This is a genomic window from Janthinobacterium sp. HH102 (genome assembly GCF_001758625.2).
Taxonomy (GTDB): domain Bacteria; phylum Pseudomonadota; class Gammaproteobacteria; order Burkholderiales; family Burkholderiaceae_D; genus Janthinobacterium.
In genome coordinates this window covers 355,915-377,082 of sequence record NZ_CP062062.1, presented here as the reverse complement: position 1 = coordinate 377,082, position 21,168 = coordinate 355,915, and the positions used below count along the sequence as shown (strand labels likewise).

16 protein-coding genes are annotated in these 21,168 nt (G+C 60.7%); 7 read left to right on the top strand and 9 right to left on the bottom strand.

Features of this window, described 5'->3' with window-relative positions; translation table 11 throughout:
* Window positions 1–129: 129 nt before the first annotated feature.
* The 4 genes from sugE (at window position 130) to JAB4_RS01625 (ending at window position 2,909) form a co-directional block, all read left to right on the top strand.
* Window positions 130–450 (top strand): quaternary ammonium compound efflux SMR transporter SugE, encoded by a 321-nt coding sequence (gene sugE / locus JAB4_RS01640; protein ID WP_070218924.1) that lies wholly within the window; start codon window positions 130–132, stop codon window positions 448–450.
* A gap of 11 nt (window positions 451–461) precedes the next feature.
* On the top strand, window positions 462–830 hold the full coding sequence (locus JAB4_RS01635) for an NADH-quinone oxidoreductase subunit A (protein WP_070218923.1): 369 nt from the start codon (window positions 462–464) through the stop codon (window positions 828–830).
* Window positions 831–915: 85 nt separating this feature from the next.
* The gene (locus JAB4_RS01630; RefSeq protein WP_070218922.1) at window positions 916–2,073 is read left to right on the top strand and encodes an iron-containing alcohol dehydrogenase; all 1,158 of its coding nucleotides are present in this window, start codon (window positions 916–918) and stop codon (window positions 2,071–2,073) included.
* 44 nt (window positions 2,074–2,117) lie between these two features.
* The gene (locus tag JAB4_RS01625; RefSeq protein ID WP_070219104.1) at window positions 2,118–2,909 is read left to right on the top strand and encodes an EAL domain-containing protein; all 792 of its coding nucleotides are present in this window, start codon (window positions 2,118–2,120) and stop codon (window positions 2,907–2,909) included.
* A gap of 46 nt (window positions 2,910–2,955) precedes the next feature.
* On the opposite strand, the gene JAB4_RS01620 is transcribed toward JAB4_RS01625, so the two are convergent.
* From JAB4_RS01620 to JAB4_RS01590, 7 genes are all read right to left on the bottom strand, one after another.
* The gene (locus JAB4_RS01620; protein WP_083287247.1) at window positions 2,956–5,025 is read right to left on the bottom strand and encodes a 3-hydroxybutyrate oligomer hydrolase family protein; all 2,070 of its coding nucleotides are present in this window, start codon (window positions 5,023–5,025) and stop codon (window positions 2,956–2,958) included.
* Window positions 5,026–5,101: 76 nt separating this feature from the next.
* Entirely contained in the window at window positions 5,102–6,082 is a 981-nt protein-coding gene (locus JAB4_RS01615; RefSeq protein WP_070218920.1) for a branched-chain amino acid ABC transporter permease, read from the bottom strand.
* 31 nt (window positions 6,083–6,113) lie between these two features.
* The gene (locus JAB4_RS01610) at window positions 6,114–6,998 is read right to left on the bottom strand and encodes a branched-chain amino acid ABC transporter permease (RefSeq protein ID WP_070218919.1); all 885 of its coding nucleotides are present in this window, start codon (window positions 6,996–6,998) and stop codon (window positions 6,114–6,116) included.
* A gap of 161 nt (window positions 6,999–7,159) precedes the next feature.
* Window positions 7,160–8,368, bottom strand: coding sequence for an ABC transporter substrate-binding protein (locus JAB4_RS01605; RefSeq protein WP_070218918.1), 1,209 nt, complete (start codon window positions 8,366–8,368; stop codon window positions 7,160–7,162).
* A 70-nt stretch (window positions 8,369–8,438) separates the two neighbouring features.
* The gene (locus JAB4_RS01600; protein ID WP_070218917.1) at window positions 8,439–9,167 is read right to left on the bottom strand and encodes an ABC transporter ATP-binding protein; all 729 of its coding nucleotides are present in this window, start codon (window positions 9,165–9,167) and stop codon (window positions 8,439–8,441) included.
* Window positions 9,167–9,937, bottom strand: coding sequence for an ABC transporter ATP-binding protein (locus tag JAB4_RS01595; protein WP_035823437.1), 771 nt, complete (start codon window positions 9,935–9,937; stop codon window positions 9,167–9,169). The genes JAB4_RS01600 and JAB4_RS01595 overlap by 1 nt, the downstream gene beginning before the upstream one ends.
* A 133-nt stretch (window positions 9,938–10,070) precedes the next feature.
* Window positions 10,071–11,696: a GMC family oxidoreductase N-terminal domain-containing protein gene (locus JAB4_RS01590; RefSeq protein WP_070218916.1), complete on the bottom strand. Its 1,626-nt coding sequence runs from the start codon at window positions 11,694–11,696 to the stop codon at window positions 10,071–10,073.
* A gap of 1,468 nt (window positions 11,697–13,164) precedes the next feature.
* On the opposite strand from JAB4_RS01590, the gene JAB4_RS01585 reads away from it, so the two are divergent.
* Window positions 13,165–13,923 (top strand): 5'-methylthioadenosine/adenosylhomocysteine nucleosidase, encoded by a 759-nt coding sequence (locus JAB4_RS01585; protein WP_070219103.1) that lies wholly within the window; start codon window positions 13,165–13,167, stop codon window positions 13,921–13,923.
* Between the two features lie 75 nt (window positions 13,924–13,998).
* Here the strand turns inward: JAB4_RS01585 and putA are convergent, their stop codons facing one another.
* A complete protein-coding gene (putA, locus tag JAB4_RS01580; protein ID WP_070218915.1) occupies window positions 13,999–17,652 on the bottom strand; it encodes a trifunctional transcriptional regulator/proline dehydrogenase/L-glutamate gamma-semialdehyde dehydrogenase in 3,654 nt (1,217 codons plus the stop codon).
* Between the two features lie 207 nt (window positions 17,653–17,859).
* On the opposite strand from putA, the gene JAB4_RS01575 reads away from it, so the two are divergent.
* Window positions 17,860–18,315 (top strand): Lrp/AsnC ligand binding domain-containing protein, encoded by a 456-nt coding sequence (locus JAB4_RS01575; protein ID WP_010393827.1) that lies wholly within the window; start codon window positions 17,860–17,862, stop codon window positions 18,313–18,315.
* A gap of 204 nt (window positions 18,316–18,519) precedes the next feature.
* Window positions 18,520–20,079, top strand: a complete 1,560-nt coding sequence (locus tag JAB4_RS01570) for a methyl-accepting chemotaxis protein (protein ID WP_070218914.1) — start codon at window positions 18,520–18,522, stop codon at window positions 20,077–20,079.
* A 45-nt stretch (window positions 20,080–20,124) separates the two neighbouring features.
* Here the strand turns inward: JAB4_RS01570 and JAB4_RS01565 are convergent, their stop codons facing one another.
* Window positions 20,125–21,105 carry a LysR family transcriptional regulator gene (locus JAB4_RS01565; protein WP_034783859.1) on the bottom strand — a complete coding sequence of 327 codons (981 nt, stop codon included), beginning with the start codon at window positions 21,103–21,105 and terminating at the stop codon, window positions 20,125–20,127.
* Window positions 21,106–21,168: the final 63 nt, after the last annotated feature.

Here is a 21,168-nt window from a genome sequence, read left to right as displayed (position 1 = left end):
ATGTTTGCTACAATTGCCGCATCGTTTGCCCCGTGCTCACGCCAGTGGCCAGCGCGACGATCATCCAGGAGGACGGCCTCCCCCATCATGGGAACACACCGGGACGGCCCGCTCTGTATAGGAGCCGCCATGGCCTGGATACTGTTAATAATTGCCGGCATGCTTGAAGTCGTGTGGGCATACTCGATGAAACTCTCCGAGGGTTTCACCAGACTCACTCCCTCCGTTGTCACCGTCGTCATGATGATCGCCAGCTTCGGCTTGCTGTCGCTGGCCATGCGCACCCTGCCCCTGGGCACGGCTTACACCATCTGGACGGGCATCGGTGCCGTCGGCGCCTTTATCGTCGGCATCGTCTTTCTGGGCGAGCAAGTCAATACCATGCGCGTGTTCGCCGCCGTCCTCATCGTGTGCGGCATCGTGCTGATGAAACTGTCATCGAGCCACTGAGAGGAATCCCCATGCTCCTCGAACACTATTTTCCCGTCCTGCTGTTCATTCTGATCGGCATCCTGGTCGGCATCGTGCCCATGCTGCTGGGACGCGTACTGGGGCCGCACAAGCCCGATGCGCAAAAACTGTCACCGTACGAATGCGGCTTCGAGGCGTTCGGCGATGCGCGCATGAAGTTCGACATCCGCTTCTACCTGGTAGCCATCCTGTTCATCCTGTTCATCCTGTTCGATATCGAGGTGATCTTCCTGATGCCGTGGGCGGCCAACGTCAACGAACTGGGCTTGCCCGGCTTCTGGGCCGTCATGGGCTTTCTCGGCGTGCTGGCCATTGGCCTGGCCTATGAATGGAAGCGCGGCGCGCTCGAGTGGGAGTAAGCGCCGCTTTTGGTTCCACGTGAAACAGGCACGTGACAGGAAAGCGGAGTATGCTGGACTTCTGTCTTTACTGTCAGGAGCATGCATGTCCGCCTTCCAGTTCCGTACCGTGCCGCATCTGATCGTTGAACCGGGCGCCGCGGCCCAACTGGGCGCCCATATCGCCCACCACTTCCCCGCCGTGCGCCGCGCCCTGGTCGTCACCGACGCGGGCTTTTTACGCACGGGTCTGGCCGATGCACCGTTGCGCAGCTTGCAAGCGGCCGGCATCGAGATGCATGTCTTTTCCGACGTGCAAGCCGATCCGCCCGAAGCCGTCGTGCTGGCTGGCGTGGCCCAGGCCCAGATGTTTCACGTGGAACTGATTATCGGCCTTGGAGGCGGCAGCTCGCTGGACGTGGCCAAGCTGATCGCCGTGCTGGCGCCCGGCCACCAGGAACTGACCCAGCTGTACGGCATCGGCAACGTGCACGGTCAGCGCCTGCCGCTGGTGCAATTGCCGACGACGGCCGGCACGGGCTCGGAAGTCACGCACATCGCCATCGTCACCACGGGCGCCACCAGCAAGATGGGCGTCGTCGCGCCGCAACTGTATGCGGACCTGGCCATCCTCGACGCCAGCCTGACCCTGGGCTTGCCGCCCGCAGTGACGGCCGCCACCGGCATCGATGCCATGGTGCATGCGATCGAAGCGTACACCAGCCGCCTGCTGAAAAATCCCTTGTCCGACATGCTGGCTACCCAGGCACTGTCGCTGCTCTCCAGCAACTTGCTCGCAGCCTGCCGCGATGGCAGCAACTTGCCGGCGCGGCAAGCCATGCTGCTGGGCGCCATGCTGGCCGGCCAGGCGTTTGCCAACGCACCCGTGGCTGCCGTACATGCGCTCGCCTATCCCATCGGCGGCCTGTTCCACGTGCCGCATGGCCTGTCGAACGCGCTGGTGTTGCCGCACGTGCTGCGTTTTAATCTATCCCATGCGGCGCCCCTGTATGCGCAACTGGCGACCGTATTGGAACCCGGCATCACGGGCAGCGAGGAAGCGCGGGCCGAGGCCCTGATCGACGCCATGCAGGACATTGCCGTAGCTACCGGTATCGCGCGCACCTTGCGCGAAGTGGGCATCACGTCCGGCGACCTGGACCGCCTGGCCGATGAAGCCATGCTGCAAACGCGCTTGCTGGGCAACAATCCCCGTCCCCTCATGCGCGCCGATGCGCGCGCCATCTATGCGGCCGCACTGTGAACCAGCAGACGGAATCTGCCAACCCGCCCAGCTACACTGACGCCATGACGCCTCCCGACATCCCCATTCATCCCGACAGCACCCACTTTCCCTACGGTGCCTGTGCCGGCTGCCATGACAGCGCGCCGCTGCCGTTTGCCTTCGAGTATGCCTATCAGCCCATCGTCGACCTGGCCACGCGCAGCATCTATGCGCACGAGGCGCTGGTGCGTGGCCCGAACGGCGAAAGCGCGGCCAGCGTGCTGGCGCAAGTCAACGACGCCAACCGCTACCGCTTCGATCAGGCGTGCCGCGTCAAGGCCGTGGCCGGTGCAGCGCGCCTCGGCATGCAGGGCTTCCTGTCGATCAATTTTTTGCCCAACGCCGTCTACCGCCCGGAAGTGTGCATCCGCAGCACCCTGGAAGCGGCCAGGCTGCACCGCTTCCCTACCGACAAGATCATCTTTGAAGTGACGGAAGGCGAACGGGTGCAAGACCGTCCCCACCTGGTCGAGATCTTCCGCGCCTACCGGCGCTTCGGTTTCCAGACGGCCATCGATGATTTCGGCGCCGGCTATGCGGGCTTGAACCTGCTGGCCGAATATCAGCCCGACATCATCAAGATCGACATGGACCTGGTGCGCGGCATCGATACGCAGGCGCCGCGCCAGGCCATCGTGCGCGCCATCGCCAGCCTGTGCCGTGAGCTCGGTATCCGCGTGCTGGCCGAAGGCATCGAGACACGCGCCGAGCGCGACTTCCTGGCCAGCTGCGGCATTTCACTGATGCAGGGCTACTGGTTTTCCAAGCCCGTCTTCCAGGGACTGGGCCAGATCGCCGAGTCGGCCTGGGAATAAAAACGGCCACGTGAAACGTGGCCGCAGGTTTCACAAGCGATACAGCCTAGTTCGGAATATCCACCTGCGTGCCCGTCACGCTGACGGCATTGGCGGGCGCCGGCGCCGTGGCGATCGCTGGCACGTTGACATTCGTGATCAGGGTCGACGCATCGGCACGCGTCACCGTGCGCACTACCTGCGATGGCGGCAAGGCTTGCTTGGCGTTCAAGTGCGCATACATGGCGTCCAGCGCCCGGTTCAGGTAGACGTGCAGCGGTACGATCAGGGTCGGCAAGGCGCTGCTGAAGGAATCGAAATGGTTGGCATTGGTCACCTCGATATAGCGTAGCCGGCTGGCGGCCCCTTCCACGGCGGCGTTCAGGCCAAGATAGGCGCGCGAGGCGTGATTGACGGGAATCAAGGTGTCGCTGCGGCCATGCACGATGATGGCCGGCTTGCCCTGCAACTTTCCGCTGGCCGCGACTTCGGCCATGCCGGCCCGCACGCGCACGCTCTGCCCGCCCAGGGTGCCCTGCAAGTTGGCGCCGCTGACGGCGTCGCGCCCCGTCGCCAGGCTGCGCAGGCACAGGAAGCCGTCGAGCGACTGGTCCGCCAGGCTGGTCGATGGCGACACGCCGGCCGTGTAGACTTTGGCGCCGCCCACGCTGTTGTCGTACACGACATTGCCGAGGATGCCGTTTTGCGCGGCAAAGCTGGCTGCCTTTTGCGCCGACGTGAACGCGATCGGATTGCCGCTGCCATCCGTCTGCGCAAACGTGAAACCGCACACTTTATCGGTCACGGAAAATTTCCCGTAGGCATACGCATACGTGACGGCTACGAGGATGTTCGTGCCCGCGTGCGAAGCCTGCAGCGGATCGGAATCGACCAACCAGCCATACGCGCGCAAGCGCTGCTTCGCGTCCGCCTGCTGCGCCGCCAGGTCGGCGCCGTTCAATAAGCCCTTGGCCACCAGCGCCGTGCAGCGTCCCGCATTGCCGGGCACGGAAGCGATGCACGGCTGATACAGGGCCGCATAGGTGGCGTAGTCGAACAGCGCGCGGCCCGGATTGGCCACCACCGCCCCGCCCTGGCGCACGCTGTAAGCGTTAGATGCCGCCGGCTGGATTTGCGGTTCGCTGGCCGCCACGCCGCTGATCAAGCCTTTCGTATCCTGTTCCGCCGCCAGCAAGGCCGAGCCAGCGCCGTTGGAAATGCTCGAGGCGATCGTGATGGTGTTCTTTGGCGTCAGGCGCACGATGCGCGAACTGCCGTCGCGGGCCAGCACGCCGTAGCGTTCATTCAAGACGTAAAACGCCATCTCGACCGCCTGCAAGGTGACCTTGCCCCAGTCCTTCTCCGGGTTTTGCTGCGAGTGCGCATGCTTGAAGGCGATGCGGTTCGGATAGGCGCCAGACCAGGCCAGCCGGTCCGCGTCGCTCAAGTCGGGCGCGAAGAGCGCGTTCTTGCCGGCGGCGACCCTGCCCGCGCGCACGCCGTTCTGCAGGTTGACGCTGTCGTCCTCGAACACATACAGGCCCGTGCCGGAACCCTTGTCCGCATACGCCACGGCGCAACCTTTTTTCAGGCCCCATTCGCCCGAGCTGCCGATGGCGCCGTAAATGCCGCGCGAGCCGCTGGACGTGCCCGTGACGATGCAGGCGCGGTCCGGGTCGAAGCTGGCCGGCACCTGCACCATCAGGGTGACGTTTTTCTTGCCCGTGCCATCATCGGCATAGGCGATGTATTCGCTGCCCGCGACCAGGCCCTCGCCGCTACCCACGTTGCCGGCTGCATCCACGTTCGGCCCGTACAGGGTGCCGTAGCCGCTGTTGGCGGCGATGTCGAGCACGGCGCGGTAATTGGCATAGATCGCATTGCGGCGCAGCTCGAGCGGCGTCGGCTGTTCCGCATTCGCATACGCGGGCGTGGCGCCCGCCAGCCCAGTCTTGCCCAGCCCGGCCGTCAGCAGATCGTTCGTCTTGCCGTCGTAGTCGGCGCGCGTGATGGTGCCCAGGTAGCCGGGCATCTGGTTCAGCTCTTCCGGCGCATGGTTGCTGCCGCAGGCTGCCAACGCCAGCAGGGTGCACAGGCTCGTGCCAACAGTGCCCGCGCGCGTGATCGTCATTTGCATGGTGGTTCTCTCCGTTGAAGTAACAGTGGACGCACAATGAAAAACGCCGGACGAATCGTCCGGCGTTGCTTGAAAATCAGACAGCGGCTTTGGCCGCCCTGCCGCCGAAGCGCGCGATGGCTTCGCCGACGATGCCGCGCCGGAACAGCAGCACGCAGATGACGAAGATCACGCCCGTGACCATGCCCACCGATTCGCCCAGGGTACCGAACCACTCGATGCCCGTGTGCGTGGCCAGGTAGGTGCCGACATCGCCCAGCTTGTTTTCCAGCGCGATGATCAGCACGGCGCCGAGGATGGGGCCGGACAAGGTGCCCATGCCGCCCACCAAGGTCATCAGCACGACCAGGCCCGACATGCCCCAGTACACATCGGTCAAGGTCTCAAAGCCCAGCACCAGGGTCTTGGTGGCGCCGGCCAGGGCGGCCAGCGACGCCGACAGCACGATGGCCATCAGCTTGTACTTGTTGACGTCGTAGCCGAGCGAGATGGCGCGTGGTTCGTTTTCCTTGATCGCCTTGAGCACCTGTCCGAACGGCGAATGGATGGTGCGCACGATCAGGGCGAAGCCGGCGACAAAAATGGCCAGCACGACGTAGTACAGCACCGTGTCGTTGGCCAGGTCTATCGTACCCAGCAAGGTTCCACGTGGAACACCCTGCAAGCCGTCCTCGCCGCCCGTGAACGGCAGGCGCAAGGCCAGGAAGTACACCATCTGCGCCAGCGCCAGGGTGATCATCGTAAAGTAGATGCCCTGGCGGCGGATCGCCAGGCCGCCGATCACCAGGCCCAGCAAGGCGCCCGTGGCGACGCCCGCCAGCAAGCCCAGTTCCGTCGGCCAGCCCCAGGTGCGCAGCGCATAACCGGTGACATAGCCGGCGCCGCCAAAAAATGCCGCGTGGCCGAACGACAGCAAACCCGTGTAGCCGATCAACAAGTTGAAAGCGCAGGCAAACAGGGCAAAGCACAGCAACTTCATCAGGAAGACGGGGTAGCCGTAAAACGGGGCCGCCAACGCCAGCAGCAGGGCAATGGCGTAGCCTACATTCTTATTCATCGTGGTAGCTCCAATACATGACTGATGAGGATTACTTTTCTTTGCCGAACAGGCCGGCGGGACGCAGCAGCAGCACGATGACCATCACCACGAACACCACGGTGGCCGAGCCTTCCGGGTAGAACACGCGGGTCAGGCCCTCGATCACGCCCAGGCCCAGGCCCGTCAGGATGGAACCCATGATGGAACCCATGCCGCCGATCACCACCACGGCAAACACGACGATGATCAGGTTCGAGCCCATCAGCGGCGAAACCTGGATGATCGGCGCCGCCAGCACGCCGGCGAAACCGGCCAGCGCCACGCCGAAGCCGAAGGTCAAGGTCACCATCAGCGGCACGTTGATGCCGAACGCCTCCACCAGTTTCGGGTTTTCCGTGCCGGCCCGCAGGTAGGCGCCGAGCTTGGTTTTCTCGATGACGAACCAGGTGGCCAGGCAGACGGAGAGCGAGGCGATCACCACCCAGGCGCGGTAGTTCGGCAAGATCATGAAGCCGAGGTCCGTCGCGCCGGCCAGCGCCTCGGGCACGGCATACGGCTGACCCGAGACGCCATAGAACGAGCGAAACACGCCCTCCATGATCAGGGTGATGCCGAACGTCAGCAGCAAGCCATACAGGTGGTCGAGTTTGTACAGCCAGCGCAGCATGGTTTTTTCGATCAGGATGCCGAGCAGGCCGACGAGGATCGGGGCGATGACCAGCATGGCCCAGTAATTGATGTCGAAATAGCTGAGGCCCATCCAGGCCAGGAAGGCGCCCATCATGTACATGGCGCCGTGCGAGAAATTAATAACGTTGAGCAAGCCGAAGATAACGGCCAGACCGAGGGACAACATGGCATAGAACGAGCCGTTGACGAGACCCAGCAGCAGCTGGCTCATCATCGCTTGTAATGGAACGCCGAAAATTTCCATGGCATCACAGTATAAAAAGCACCGCCGGGTAGCGGTGTGGTATCAAGGGAAACGCGCCACCGCAAACGGGTGCGGCGGCGCAAGGCGAACCCTGCGAGCGAAGCGCATGCAGGACGGAGCGCCCGCGCGGCGGCGGGCAGTCCGTGGAGGTTGCTACTGCGTTACTTCCACAACGAACACTTCGATTCAGCCTTGGTCACATATGCTTGCGCACCGGGCACGGTGGCGACCACCTTGTAGTAATCCCATGGGTATTTCGACTCGGATGGCTTTTTGACTTCCATCAAATACATATCGTGCACCATGCGGCCATCGGGACGTACTTCGCCATTCTGGGTGAACATGTCGTTGATCTTGGTCTTTTTCAGATACGCCATGACCTTGTCCGTATCATCCGTGCCGACGGCCTTGACGGCTTTCAGGTAGTTCGCCGCGGCCGAATAGTCGGCCGCCTGCAGCATCGACGGCTCCTTCTTCATCTTGGCGAAATAGCGTTTCGACCAGGCGCGCGTTTCAGGATTCAAGTCCCAGTACCAGCCATCGGTCAGGTACATGCCCTGCGTGAGGTTCAGGCCCAGCGAATGGATGTCGTTGATGAAGATCAGCAAGCCGGCCAGTTTCATCGATTTCGTCAGGCCGAACTCGTTGGCCGCCTTGATGCTGTTGATGGCGTCGCCACCCGCATTGGCCAGACCGAGGATCTGCGGTTTGGCCGCTTGCGCCTGCAGCAGGAAGGACGAGAAATCCGAGGCGCCCAGCGGATGCTTGACGCTGCCCAGCACCTTGCCGCCGGCCGCCTTGACGACCTCGGCCGTGTCTTTTTCCAGCGAATGGCCAAACGCATAGTCGGCCGTCATGAAATACCAGTTCTTGCCGCCCTGCTTGACGATGGTGCCGCCCGTGCCGCGCGCCAGCGCCACTGTGTCGTAGGCGTAATGCACGGTGTACGGCGTGCACTCTTCATTCGTCAGGCGCGAGGAGCCGGCACCGATGGCAATGAAGATTTTTTTCTTTTCAGCCGCGACCTTGGCCATGGCCAGGCTGGCGCCGGAATTGGTGCCGCCGATCAGCATGTCGACGCCCTGCTGGTCGAACCATTCGCGTGCCTTCGAGGCGGCGATGTCGGCCTTGTTTTGATGGTCGGCGGAAATGAATTCCACCTTTTTGCCGGCCAGTACCACGCCGGCATCGGCGATCGCCATCTTGATGGCTTCCGCGCCACCGAGGCCGTCGACGTCGGAATACACGCCTGACATGTCGGAAATAAAACCGATCTTGATGGTATCGCCCGATACCTGGGCGTGCGCGGCGGCGGAAAAGCCCAGGGCGCAAAGAGTGGCGGTGGCAATGGCGATAGCGTTACGTTTCATAGTGTCTCCGTTGGGATTATTGTTTGCTATTTAAACGATTGCTCGACGACGATACGGAACTACATGGGCATTACACGCCAAGCAGCTCGGTCAATACCGGCATCTTGGCTTCCAGTTCGGATGCAGCAAAAGTCTCGACGATCTGACCGTGCTCCATCACATAAAACCGGTCCGCCAGCGGCGCGGCAAACCGGAAATTCTGTTCCACCATGACGATGGTGTAGCCCTTTGCCTTCAGGGTGGTAATCATGCGCGCCAGGCCCTGCACGATGACGGGTGCCAGGCCTTCGGAAATTTCATCGAGCAGCAGCAAACGGGCGCCCGTGCGCAGGATGCGCGCCACGGCCAGCATCTGCTGCTCCCCGCCCGACAATCGCGTGCCCTGGCTGTGGCGGCGCTCCTGCAAATTCGGGAACATGGCGTAGATTTCCTCCACCGACATGCCCTTCTCGCCGCTGGCCAGGGTCGGCGGCAGCAGCAGGTTTTCCTCGGTCGACAGCGACGAGAAAATGCCGCGCTCTTCAGGACAGTAACCGATACCCAGGTGGGCGATTTTGTGCGTGGCCAAACCTATCGCTTCGCTGCCATTGACTTTGATGGAGCCCGTGCGCGCGCCCGTCAGCCCCATGATGGCGCGCAAGGTGGTCGTGCGGCCGGCGCCGTTGCGGCCCAGCAAAGTCACCACTTCGCCCTGCTCCACTTTCAGGTTGACGTCGTGCAGGATGTGCGATTCGCCATACCAGGTGTGCAGTTGCGTAATTTCCAGCGCGGGTGCGCCACCATTCACTTGTGTCGCCATCAATGCGCCCCTTCCAGTTCGGCGTGGGTGGTGCCCATGTAGGCTTCCATCACTTGCGGATTGCGCGACACTTCCGCGTAACTGCCCTCGGCCAGCATGGCGCCGCGCTGCAGGACGGAAATCTTGTCACAGATGCCAGAGACCACGCTCATATTGTGTTCCACCATCAAAATCGTGCGGCCGGCCGACACTTTTTTGATCAGCTCGGTGACGCGGTGCACGTCTTCGTGGCCCATGCCTTGCGTCGGTTCATCGAGCAGCATCATTTCCGGCTCCATCGCCAGGGTGGTGGCAATTTCCAGCGCCCGCTTGCGTCCATAGGGCATGTCGACCGTGATGGTGTCGGCAAACTCCGTCAGGTCGACTTCGGCCAGCAAGGCCATGGCGCGGTCGTTGAGCTGGTTCAAGGCACGTTCGCTTTGCCAGAAATGGAACGAGGTACCGAGCTGGCGCTGCAAGCCGATGCGCACATTCTGCAGCACGGACAGATGCGGGAAGACGGCGGAAATCTGGAAGGAACGGATCACGCCCATGCGCGCGATCTGGGCCGGTTTGGCGGCCGTGATATCTTTCCCATTGAACAGGATCTGCCCGGATGTGGGGACCAGGAATTTGGTGAGCAAGTTGAAACACGTGGTCTTGCCGGCGCCGTTAGGACCGATCAAGGCGTGGATATGGCCCCGCTCTACCTTCAGGTTCACCTCGCTCACAGCGGTGAAACCCTTGAATTCCTTGGTCAAATTTCTTGTTTCCAAGATTACGTTTGACATCGTGTCTCCTAGTTGTACTTTTTGTACTACTTAGTCATTTTTATAATACACAACTTAAATTTAACGCACAATACAGTATAACTACGGGGATTTTTCGCCAGCCCGAATGGCGCAAACTCGCACGCTTGCCCCGCTATTTCCAGGCCGCGTGTATCATTTGCGCCGCTTTTTCCGCGATCATCACGGTGGGCGAGTTCGTGTTACCAGAAGTAATGTACGGCATGATCGAGGCATCGACGACACGCAAGCCGGCCACGCCGATCACGCGCAAGGAGCTGTCGACCACGCTAGAGGCCTCGCTGGCCAGACCCATGCGGCAGGTGCCCACCGGGTGGAAGATGGTGGTGCCGATCTGGCTGGCCGCCTGCGCCAGCTCTTCCTGGCTCTGGAATTGCACGCCCGGCTTGTATTCTTCGGGAGCGAATTTTTTCAGGGCCGGCGCGGCGGCGATGGCGCGCGTCAGGCGCAAGGCGTCGGCCGCCACGGCGCGGTCCTGCTCGGTACTCAGGTAATTGGGCACGATCTTCGGCGCCGCATAGCTGTCGGCGCTGGCGATGTGCACATGGCCGCGCGAGGTGGGACGCAAATTACAGACGCTGGCCGTAAACGCGGGAAACGCATGCAAGGGTTCGCCGAATTTGTCGAGCGACAGCGGCTGCACGTGGTATTGCAGATTCGGCGTGGCTTGCTGCGGGTCGGACTTGGCGAACGCCCCCAGCTGCGACGGCGCCATCGACATGGGCCCGCTCTGGAACAGCGCATATTGCAAGCCGATCTGCATTTTTCCGACGATATTGCTGGCCATCACGTTCAAGGTCTTGACGCCCTGCACCTTGTACACCATACGCAGCTGCAAATGGTCTTGCAAATTGCCGCCCACGCCAGCCGAGTCCAGCACGGGCGTGATGCCGTGTTCGCGCAGCAAGGCGGCCGGGCCGATGCCGGACAATTGCAGCAATTGGGGCGAACCGATGGCACCCGCCGTCAGCAAGGTTTCCCGTTTGGCCGTCGCCTGCCACTGCGTGCCGCCGCCCGTAAACACGATGCCCGTGCAGCGCGGCCCCGTTTCCGTCGTTTCCAGCAGCAGACGTTCCACGTGGCAGCCCGTCATGATCGTCAGGTTCGGCCGGCGCGCGGCCGGTTTCAAGAACGCTTTCGAGGTATTCCAGCGAATGCCGCGGCGCTGATTGACGTCGAAATACGCGCTGCCGCTATTGTCGCCGCCATTGAAATCGCTGGTTTTCGGGATGCCCACCTGCTGCGCCGCGTCGCGGAACGCATTCAAAATATCCCACGACAGGCGCTGTTTTTCCACGCGCCACTCGCCACCGACGCCATGGTTTTCCGAGGCGCCGCCGTAATAATCCTCGCTTTGTTTAAATAGCGGCAAGACTTTGTCCCAGCGCCACGAAGCGTCGTCCGTCAGGTCGGCCCAGTGATCGTAATCGCCGGCCTGGCCACGCATGTAGATCATGCCGTTGATGGAAGAGCTGCCCCCGAGCACTTTGCCGCGCGGATAGATCAGGCTGCGCCCGCCCAGGCCCGCGTCCGCCTGCGTGGTATACAACCAGTCCGTGCGGGGGTTGCCGATGCAATGCAGATAGCCGACGGGGATGTGGATCCACACGTAATCGTCCTTGCCGCCCGCTTCCACGAGCAAAACGTTGGCATCCTTGTCGCGCGTGAGCCGGTTGGCCAGCACGCAACCTGCCGTGCCGCCGCCCACGATGATGTAGTCGTATTCGCCTGCCGATTCCAATGAAGCTCCTTTCGGTATGCCATCAAGCTGTCGCGCGGCGTGTCTCCCCACCGCGTCCCTTTACCAGAGTCTGTCTTTCTTCATGCATGCATGGCTGCTGAGCCGTCTTGAGATTACCACCAGTCCCGGGCCAGGGCGACATTAATCGTGGCCAGCGATATGGGCGAGCGTCACGATAAGCTCAAAAACAAGGTCGCCAAGCTGTGGATAACCGTATGGATATCCACAGGTACGATATGTGAGTAAACGAAAATTTTTTTGGACGCCTTTTTTTATCCCAAAACCATCCCCGGCAGATACAACCCTTACTCAGCGTTTATCCGTACGCCAAGCGATTGTTTACAAGGATAAATCAGGACTTATCCACAGAAGATGTCGCCGTTAACTACTATTACTATTCTTGTATACGATCTTGTTAAGATAAACCTGACAACGCGCGCTTTGTCTGCCTTTTCCTTCGGGAAGGTTCACAAGCCTGTCTTCAAAAAAAACGGCGAGCTGCTTTGACTGACAAAAAAAATCGCGCCAACAACTGAGCGACGAAAACCGGCACGGCCGGCATCACGCGCACTGCACTGCCAAACCGTTTTGCAAAATGGAATCGTCAACCGTCCTGGCCAGGTATTCGGCCGAGAGACGGTGCGATGTCGAAAAGAGGGGGTATTTGAGACGATTGTGGATAAGTCACTTGATATCCACAGGATGACTTGTGAGTAAACACGAAGTTATGCGCAGGCCCGCATTTTATACAATTTTGCTCCTCGCGTGATACAGCGATTATGCACGCTTTATTTTGCGCGTAAACGGTTGATCCTGTTGAAAAAAAGTGACTTATCCACAGAAAAAAACGCGTTTACTATTACTACTATTTTTATATATAGATCTATTGTAAACCGACAAAAAAACGGAAGTCCGGGGATATTTCCAAAAAGCATGCAAAAAACGTTAAAAAAAAGCCAACGGCAACAGTGCTACCCACTGCCAAACCGTCTGCCAGGAATCACCTGGATGCCGATGTTCGTGAAAGAAGCGCGTTCGTGATCGCTCAGCTTCGATTGCCAGACAGGAATCAGTCCACACAAATCCCGTCAAACATGTCACTGCAGCAAGAAAAAATGCGATTTTTGCGTAGCGGTGTGGATAAGTGCCTGCATATCCACAGGATGAGATGTGGGAAAAGTCGATCTTTGTCCACAAGCCAATTTTTATCCCAAACAAGTCCTCGCTGGATACAATGCTTGTGCGCCTACTTTTTTGTGCGCTAAGTCGATGATTTTTCGATGGTATACCGACTTATCCACAAAAAAATGGCCGTTTACTATCACTACTATTTTTATGTATACATCTTTATTTAAAACACAGAGACAAACGCGCACGGTGGAAAAGTCACCGAAAAGGCTGTTTTCACCCTGTAAACCGTTTTGCAATTCAAAAAACCTGTAAAAACAGCATGAATTCACACAAAAAAATGCGTTTAGGCATCATCAGTGCCTTGCACGAAGAACAGCAGGGGCTGGTAGAAGCCATGCAAGGCCCTCAGAGGCGTTCGCACGGCATGCGTGACTACACCCTGGGGAACCTGTGGAATATCGACGCTGTGTGCGTCCTGTCGCGTCTGGGCAAGGTTGCCGCTGCCATGACAGCTTCTATCCTTGTGGAAAAGTACGGAGTTACCCACATCGTCTTCACCGGCGTGGCCGGCAGTGGGGATAAACACGTGAAAGTGGGCGACATCGTGGTGGCCGAATCGCTGCTGCAGCATGATATGGACGTCCGACCTTTGTTTCCCCGCTTCGAAGTGCCGCTGACGGGCTTGCAGCGCTTCGCCACGGACCTGGAACTGAGCACGCAACTGGCCGCCGCCGCGGAAGATTTCCTGCGCGACGATGTTTCCAGCGTGCTCAAGGCGGCCGATATCGTGGAATTCGGCTTGCAGCACGCGCAGGTGCACCGCGGCCTGATCGCCAGCGGCGACCAGTTCATCGGCAGCGCCGCGCATATCAACCAGCTGAAAGCGGATATCCCTGACTTGCTGGCCGTCGAAATGGAAGGCGCCGCCGTGGCGCAAGTGTGTTTTGAACTCGGTGTGCCGTTTACGGTCATGCGCACCATTTCCGACAATGCCAACGAAGAGGCGGCCGTCGACTTCATGCGTTTCGTGCAATCCGTCGCTTCGCCGTATGCGTTTGCAGTGATTCAGCAGCTATGCCAGCGCCTGGCTGGCTGATGTTTCAGCTAGCGTGTATAAAAAAAGGGCAGAACCACCGGTTCTGCCCTTCCTTGTTAACTACCTGCTTAAAATTTAGACACTTAACATCATTAAACTGGCATTACCACCGGCCGCCGTCGTATTCACGCACAGCGCCCGCTCAGCGACCAGGCGCCACAGGGGGATGGCACCGTCCTGCGTGGTGGCGATGGTGGCCACCAGGGCCCCTTCCCGTGCCGCCAGCAGCGGTTTGAGCTGGCCATCGAGACTAGGCTCGATCATGGCGATCTGGAAATCCTGCTTGACGGACTCGAGGCTGCTGACGATCTGGATGCGGTCCTTCAGCGCCGCCGGCAAGTCGCCGGGGATCAGCTCCGGCGCTTGCGCCAGCACGAGGGCCTGGTTACCGGTGGCCAGCACGGCCGCCAGCTGGTTCATCAAGGTGCCGGACGTGGCTGCCGCGCACAGAATCGTGCCCCGTGCGGCAAAGCTCAGGGTATTGCGCTCGCCCGTCGGGCCTGGCAAGACGGTGGTGCTGCCCAGCAAGGTGGTGCGTGCGTATTCCTGCGCCAGTTGCTGCACCTGGTCGTGGCCATGCATCTTCGCCCAGACGGTCAGCGCGTCGAGCGCGGGCGGCGCCTGGCGCTGGTGCTGCGCGCCGGCCGGCGCATTGCGCTGCAGGCGTTTCAGATACAGGGGGCCACCGGCTTTCGGTCCCGTGCCCGATTTGCCTTCGCCGCCGAACGGTTGCACGCCGACGACGGCGCCAACGATGTTACGGTTGACATAAATATTGCCCACGTGCGCGCGCTGGGTGATGAAAGCGATGGTTTCGTCGATGCGCGTATGAATGCCCAGGGTCAAGCCATAACCGCTGTCGTTGATCGATTGCACCAGTTGCGGCAGTTCGGCCCGCTTGTAGCGGATCACGTGCAGCACGGGGCCGAAGACTTCCTGCGTCAATTGCGCCAGCGACTTAATTTCCAGCACGGTCGGGGCGACGAACGTGCCTTTGACGGTCGGCAAATCGAGCGAATAATGGTCGATGGCCATGGTTTTCATCTTGTTGATGTGGGCCAGCAAGTTACCTTGCGCTTCCGCATCGATGACGGGACCGATATCGGTCGCCAGGCGGTCAGGATTGCCAACGCGCAATTCCTGCATCGCACCTTTCAGCATATGGATGGTCTTGTCGGCGATTTCCGTTTGCAGGAACAGCACGCGCAAGGCCGAGCAGCGCTGGCCGGCGCTGTCAAAAGCGGACGACATCACGTCCTGCACCACCTGTTCCGGCAAGGCGGACGAATCGACGATCAGCGCGTTCTGGCCGCCCGTTTCGGCGATCAGGGGAATGTCGATGCCTTCGGCCACGGCGCGCGCGGCCAGGTTGCGGTTGATCAATTGCGCCACTTCCGTCGAGCCCGTGAAAATCACGCCTTTCACGCGCGCGTCATTGCACAGGCCGGCACCGACCACTTCTCCACTGCCGGGCAAGAATTGCAGCGCACCGCGCGGCACGCCGGCCGCATGCAGCAATTGCACGGCGCGGTGGGCGATCAGCGGCGTTTGCTCGGCCGGCTTGGCCAGCACTACGTTGCCGGCTGCCAGAGCGGCGGCCAGTTGGCCCGTAAAGATGGCCAGCGGGAAGTTCCACGGGCTGATGCAGGTGACGGGACCGAGCGCCAGGGTGTTCGGCGCATGTTCCACCTGCGCCGCGTAGTAGCGCAGGAAGTCGACGGCTTCGCGGATTTCCGCGATCGCGTTCGGCAGCGACTTGCCCGCTTCGCGCACGGCCAGGGCCATCAGCTCGATATGGTGTTCCTCGAACAGGTCGGCGGCGCGCAGCAACGCTTGCGCGCGGACCGACGGTTCCGTCGTTTGCCAATCCATGGCATACGCGCTGGCGCTGGCCAGCGCCGTTTCCACGTCCGCCGGACCGGCTTCCATGACCTTGCCCACGACATCGTCGTGCTGGGCCGGATTGTGGATGACTTGCATCGGCGTATTCAGGCTGACGGCGCCATCGATCAGCGGCGCCGCCTGCCATGTCTGCTGCTGCGCCAGGCCGGTGGCCAGGGTGCGCAAGGTGTCTTCATTCGACAGGTCCAGGCCGGCCGAGTTCCTGCGCTCGCTGCCAAACATGTCCAGCGGCAGCGGAATCGACGGGTGCGGCAAGCCGCCCTGCAGGCGTGCCTGTTCCAGCGGATCGCGGATCAGACTATCGATGGCCACGCTTTCGTCGACGATCTGGTTGACGAACGATGAGTTGGCGCCGTTTTCCAGCAGGCGGCGCACCAGGTAGGCCAGCAGGGTTTCATGCGAGCCGACGGGGGCGTAGATGCGGCACGGCTTGTCCAGGTTGTCGGGGCCGACGACCTGGTCGTACAGGGTTTCGCCCATGCCGTGCAGGCACTGGAATTCATAGTCGGTAATACCGTCGCGTTTTGCCCAGGTATAAATGGTCGACAGGGTTTGCGCGTTGTGCGTGGCAAACTGCGGGTAGATCAGGCTGCTGGCAGCCAGCAGTTTTTGCGCACACACGAGGTAAGAGACATCCGTGTAGACCTTGCGCGTGTAGACGGGATAGCCCTCCTGGCCGTCGACTTGTGCGCGCTTGACTTCCGCATCCCAGTACGCGCCTTTCACCAGGCGCACCATGAACTTGCGGCCGCTGCGGTGCGCCAGGTCGATCAGGAAATCGATGGCGAACGGGCAGCGCTTTTGATACGCCTGCACCACGTAGCCGATGCCGTCGAAGCCGGCCAGGTCCGCATCGAACGCCAGTGCTTCCATCAGGTCCAGCGACAGTTCCAGGCGGTCCGTTTCTTCCGCATCGATATTGAAGCCGATGTTGTGCTGTTTGGCCAGCAACAGCAACGCTTTGACCTTCGGCAGCAATTCTTCCATGACGCGGGCGCGCTGGGCGCGGCTGTAGCGCGCATGCAGGGCCGACAGTTTCACGGAAATGCCGGGGCCGTTGCGGATGCCACGTCCGTTCGACGCCTTGCCGATCGCGTGGATCGCCGTTTCGTACGAAGCGTAGTAGTTGGCCGCGTCGGCTTGCGTCAGGGCCGCCTCGCCCAGCATGTCGTACGAGTAACGGTAGCCGCGCGTTTCATTCTCGCGGCTGTTCTTCAACGCTTCCTCGATGGTTTGCCCCGTGACGAACTGGTTGCCCAGCATGCGCATGGCCAGGTCGACGCCCTTGCGGATCAGCGGTTCGCCGCCTTTGGCGATGAGCTTGGTCATGGCCGAACCGAGGCCCGATTCGCTGCTGGTACTGACCAGTTTGCCCGTAATCAGCAAGCCCCAGGTGGCGGCATTGACGAACAGCGACGGCGATTCGCCCAGGTGCTTCTTCCAGTCGCCCTTGCTGATTTTGTCGGCGATCAAACGGTCGGCCGTTTGACTGTCGGGTATACGCAACAGCGCTTCAGCCAGACACATCAATGCAACACCCTCTTCCGACGATAGCGAGAACTCGTGCATCAGTGCATCGACACCGGACGCGCGTGTGCGTTTTTGGCGCACGTTCGAGACCAGGCGATGCGCCAGCGCTTGTCCTTCGGTGATCGTTTCGGTACTGCTGGGGCGCACTTGTTGCAACAGCCACTGCACGGCGGAAACCTCATCGCGCCTATAGGCGGCAGTGATGGCGGCGCGTTGTGGTGTCGCTTCGGGCAGGATTTCTGCCTGGAACGCAGCAAAAGGAATCGGGATAAAAGCCGAGGGGCCTGCAGGGTGCATAAGTGCTCTTTACAAGGAAAAAGGGGACGAAAACTGACGTAATTCTTGCTCTTTTTTGGTGCAAAAAAATACAGAAAGTCGGACGTTAAGATGATTCGATTGTAAAGGGGATTCTTATGGATTAATTCTGGTAATACAGGGGACTAGCAATAGATAGTTTTTGATGCGACAATTTAACCAAATAATATTAATTTGGGGGTGATAGGAATGCTGGACAAGATCAGTAAGAAAATCTTGATGGAATTGCAGAGCGATGGACGCATCAGCAATGTGGAGCTGGCCGCGCGCGTGAACCTGTCGCCGGCCGCCTGCCTGGAGCGCGTGCGCAAGTTGCACGAATCCGGTTACATCATGGGCTATACGGCCCAGTTGAACCCGCAGTTGCTCGACGTGTCGTTGCTGGTGTTCATCGAAGTGGTGCTCGATCGCACGACACCGGAAGTGTTCGACGCCTTCAAGCATAGCGTACAAATCATTCCAGAGGTACTGGAATGTCATATGGTGGCCGGCGGCTTCGATTACCTGGTCAAGGCGCGCGTCAAGGACATGGCCGCCTACCGCGAATTCCTGGGCAAGACCTTGCTGCAAAAAGGTGTGCGGGAAACCCACACTTATGCCGTCATGGAAGAGGTCAAAAACACCACCAAATTGCCAATTAAGTGACCTCGGTGTAGCCGCCCCACTTTTCTGATTGAGCTATCGGAACAAATGTTGTAGGGTAGAACCACAATTCTGCTATCCGGTAGCCGCCTGAAACGCCGCATAGACGTGACGTTCAGGGTGCAAGGCGGGCAATCGTGCCCACCCGCATACGGTTACAGCACGTCCCTTCAACGGGACGTGACGGGTTCGCGCAGCGGGGGACAAATGAAGCAGTTGCAGCATCAGCTGGTGCGTTTCTTTGTATTCACGATCCTGGCCATGGCCATCGCCTGTTGCCTGGCCTATCTGTTGCTGCTCTCGGGCGGCGAGCATCCGTATCTGATCGCTTGCGTGGCCGCCGCCATCGGCGCCGCGCTGCTGGCGGCGGCCAGCCGTGCGCGCGGCGAGCCGGGCTTGCACGAGTTCGCCGATACGGTGGGCAACGCCATCGACGCCATCATGATCGGCGCAGCGGAAACTTCGTATTTTGTCGATTCCGTCAAACAGAAGGTGGAACTCGACGTGCGCACGGCCAGCGACATTGCCGACAGCTCCGTGCAAAATGCCGCGATGACGGAAAAGATCGCCGCCAATGCGGAACGGGCCGCCAAAGTGGCCGCCGGTGTGCGTGTGGAAAGCGTGGCGGCGCGCGCCGAAGTGGACCAGGGCTTGCGCCGCATCAATCATGCACGCGAGGAAGCGCAAGGCGCCTCCAGCAACATGCTGAGCTTGCAGGAAAAATCCAAACGCATCACCGGCTTTACGGAAGCCATTTCCGATATTTCCGCGCGCACCAACTTGCTGGCGCTGAATGCCGCCATCGAAGCGGCGCGCGCCGGCGAACACGGGCGCGGTTTTGCCGTGGTGGCCGGCGAAGTGCGGCAATTGGCGCAGCGCACCAAGGAAGCCTCCGATGAAATCAGCGTGATGGTGCGCGAAATCAATGAACAGGCGGAAAAAGCCGCACGCGGCATGAGTTCGCTGGCGACCGGTGTCACGGAAGCGGCGCGCAATGTGGAAAGCGTGCATGCCTCGCTCAGCCATATCGAGGAATCGTCGGGCGAGTCGGAAGACGAGATCGGGCAAATCGCCCGCGCCTCGCGCGAGCACGTCGACACGACGCAGCTGATCGCCGACGCCATCCTGCAAATCCGCGACAGCATGTTGTCGACGAATGCCGAATTGCCGCGCGCCACGCAGTCGGCCATGGCTCTGGCCGAGCGGGCCGAAGTGATCGCCGGCGCGCTGGGCGAATCGAGCGTGGCCACACCGCACGACGAGATCCGCGAGGCGGCCCAGCGCGCCGCGCGCGAAGTGGGCAAACTGTTCGAGCAGGCGATCGCCTCGGGGCGCATCACGCGCGAAGCCCTGTTCGACCGCCACTACCGCCCCATCCCGAACACCAATCCGCCCAAGCACAACACGAAGTTCGATGCCTTTACGGACAAGGTGCTGCCCGACCTGCAGGAAGGCGTGCTGGCCGCGTTACCCCATCTCGCGTATGCGGGCGCCGTCGACAACAATGGCTATTTTCCAACGCATAACAAGAAGTTTTCCCAGCCGCTGACGGGCGACTACGCGACCGATATCGTGAATAACCGCACCAAGCGCATCTTCAGCGACCGTACGGGCAAGCGCTGCGGCAGCAACACCAAGCCCTTCCTGTTGCAGACCTATAAACGCGACACGGGCGAAGTCATGCACGATTTATCCGTGCCGATTCACGTCGAGGGCAAGCACTGGGGCGGTTTCAGAATCGGTTATCGGTCCAGCAATCACGCATAAAAAAAACGCCTGAGACATCAGGCGTTTTTTTGTTACGTACAGGTGTTATTCGACGTGCGGCTTCGGTGCCACGCCGCCGCCGGCCGCCGTGGCCGTGCGCAGGGTGGGCGTGTTCATGCTTTCCAGGTGGTTGCGCAGCCATTTGTGGGCGGGGCTGCGGGCGTCGCGTTCGTGCCACAGCATGTCCAGGTGGACGGCCGGCAGGGTCAACGGCAAATCCTTGTACAGCAGGGACTCCGTCATGCCCGTCGAGGCGATCAGATGGCGCGGCAAGACCGTGATCAGGTCGGAATTGGCGACGACGCGCCCGGCCGTGAAGAACTGGTTGACCGTCAACAAAATGCGCCGTTCGCGGTGGATCTGCGACAGCGCTTCGTCGATCAAGCCATGCGCGCGGCCGGAAAAGCTCACCAATAAATGGTTGGCCGCGCAATAGTTATCCAGGGTCAATTCCTTGTCGGCCAGCGGATGGCCGCGCCGCATCACGCATACATACTTGCCGGAATACAGGCGCTCGTGGCGGATGGGCGAACCCGTCTCGCTCGACAATTGCGCCGCCACGCCGGGAAAGAAGCCCACGGCCAGGTCGATATCGCCGCGCAGCAGCATCGGGCGCGGTTCGCGCGTCGTCAGCGGCATCATGCGCACGTTGACGCCCGGCGCTTCCCGTTCGATCGAGCGCATCAATGAAGGCAGCCAGAACGCGGCCGTCGCGTCGGCCATGGCCATGCGGAAGGTGGCGTGCGTTTTCGACACGTCGAAGGTTTCCGGCGTGACGGCCGCTTCCAGGCTGGCCAGGGCCGAGCGCACGGACGGCCACAGCGCTTCGGCGCGGGGCGTGGGTTTCACGCCATATGCCGTGCGGATCAGCAATTCGTCACCGAGGCTCTCGCGCAGGCGTTTGATGGCGTTCGATACCGCCGGCTGCGTCATCGCCAGGTGGCCCGCTGCGCGCGTCAGGTTTTGTTCCGTCATGACGGCGTCGAAAACACGCAGCAAGTTCAGATCCAGCGTCAGAAAACTCATGGAAAGCCCAAGATAAAAGTTGAATTGATTACTTAAAATTGATTACTTAGGAGTGTAAACCGC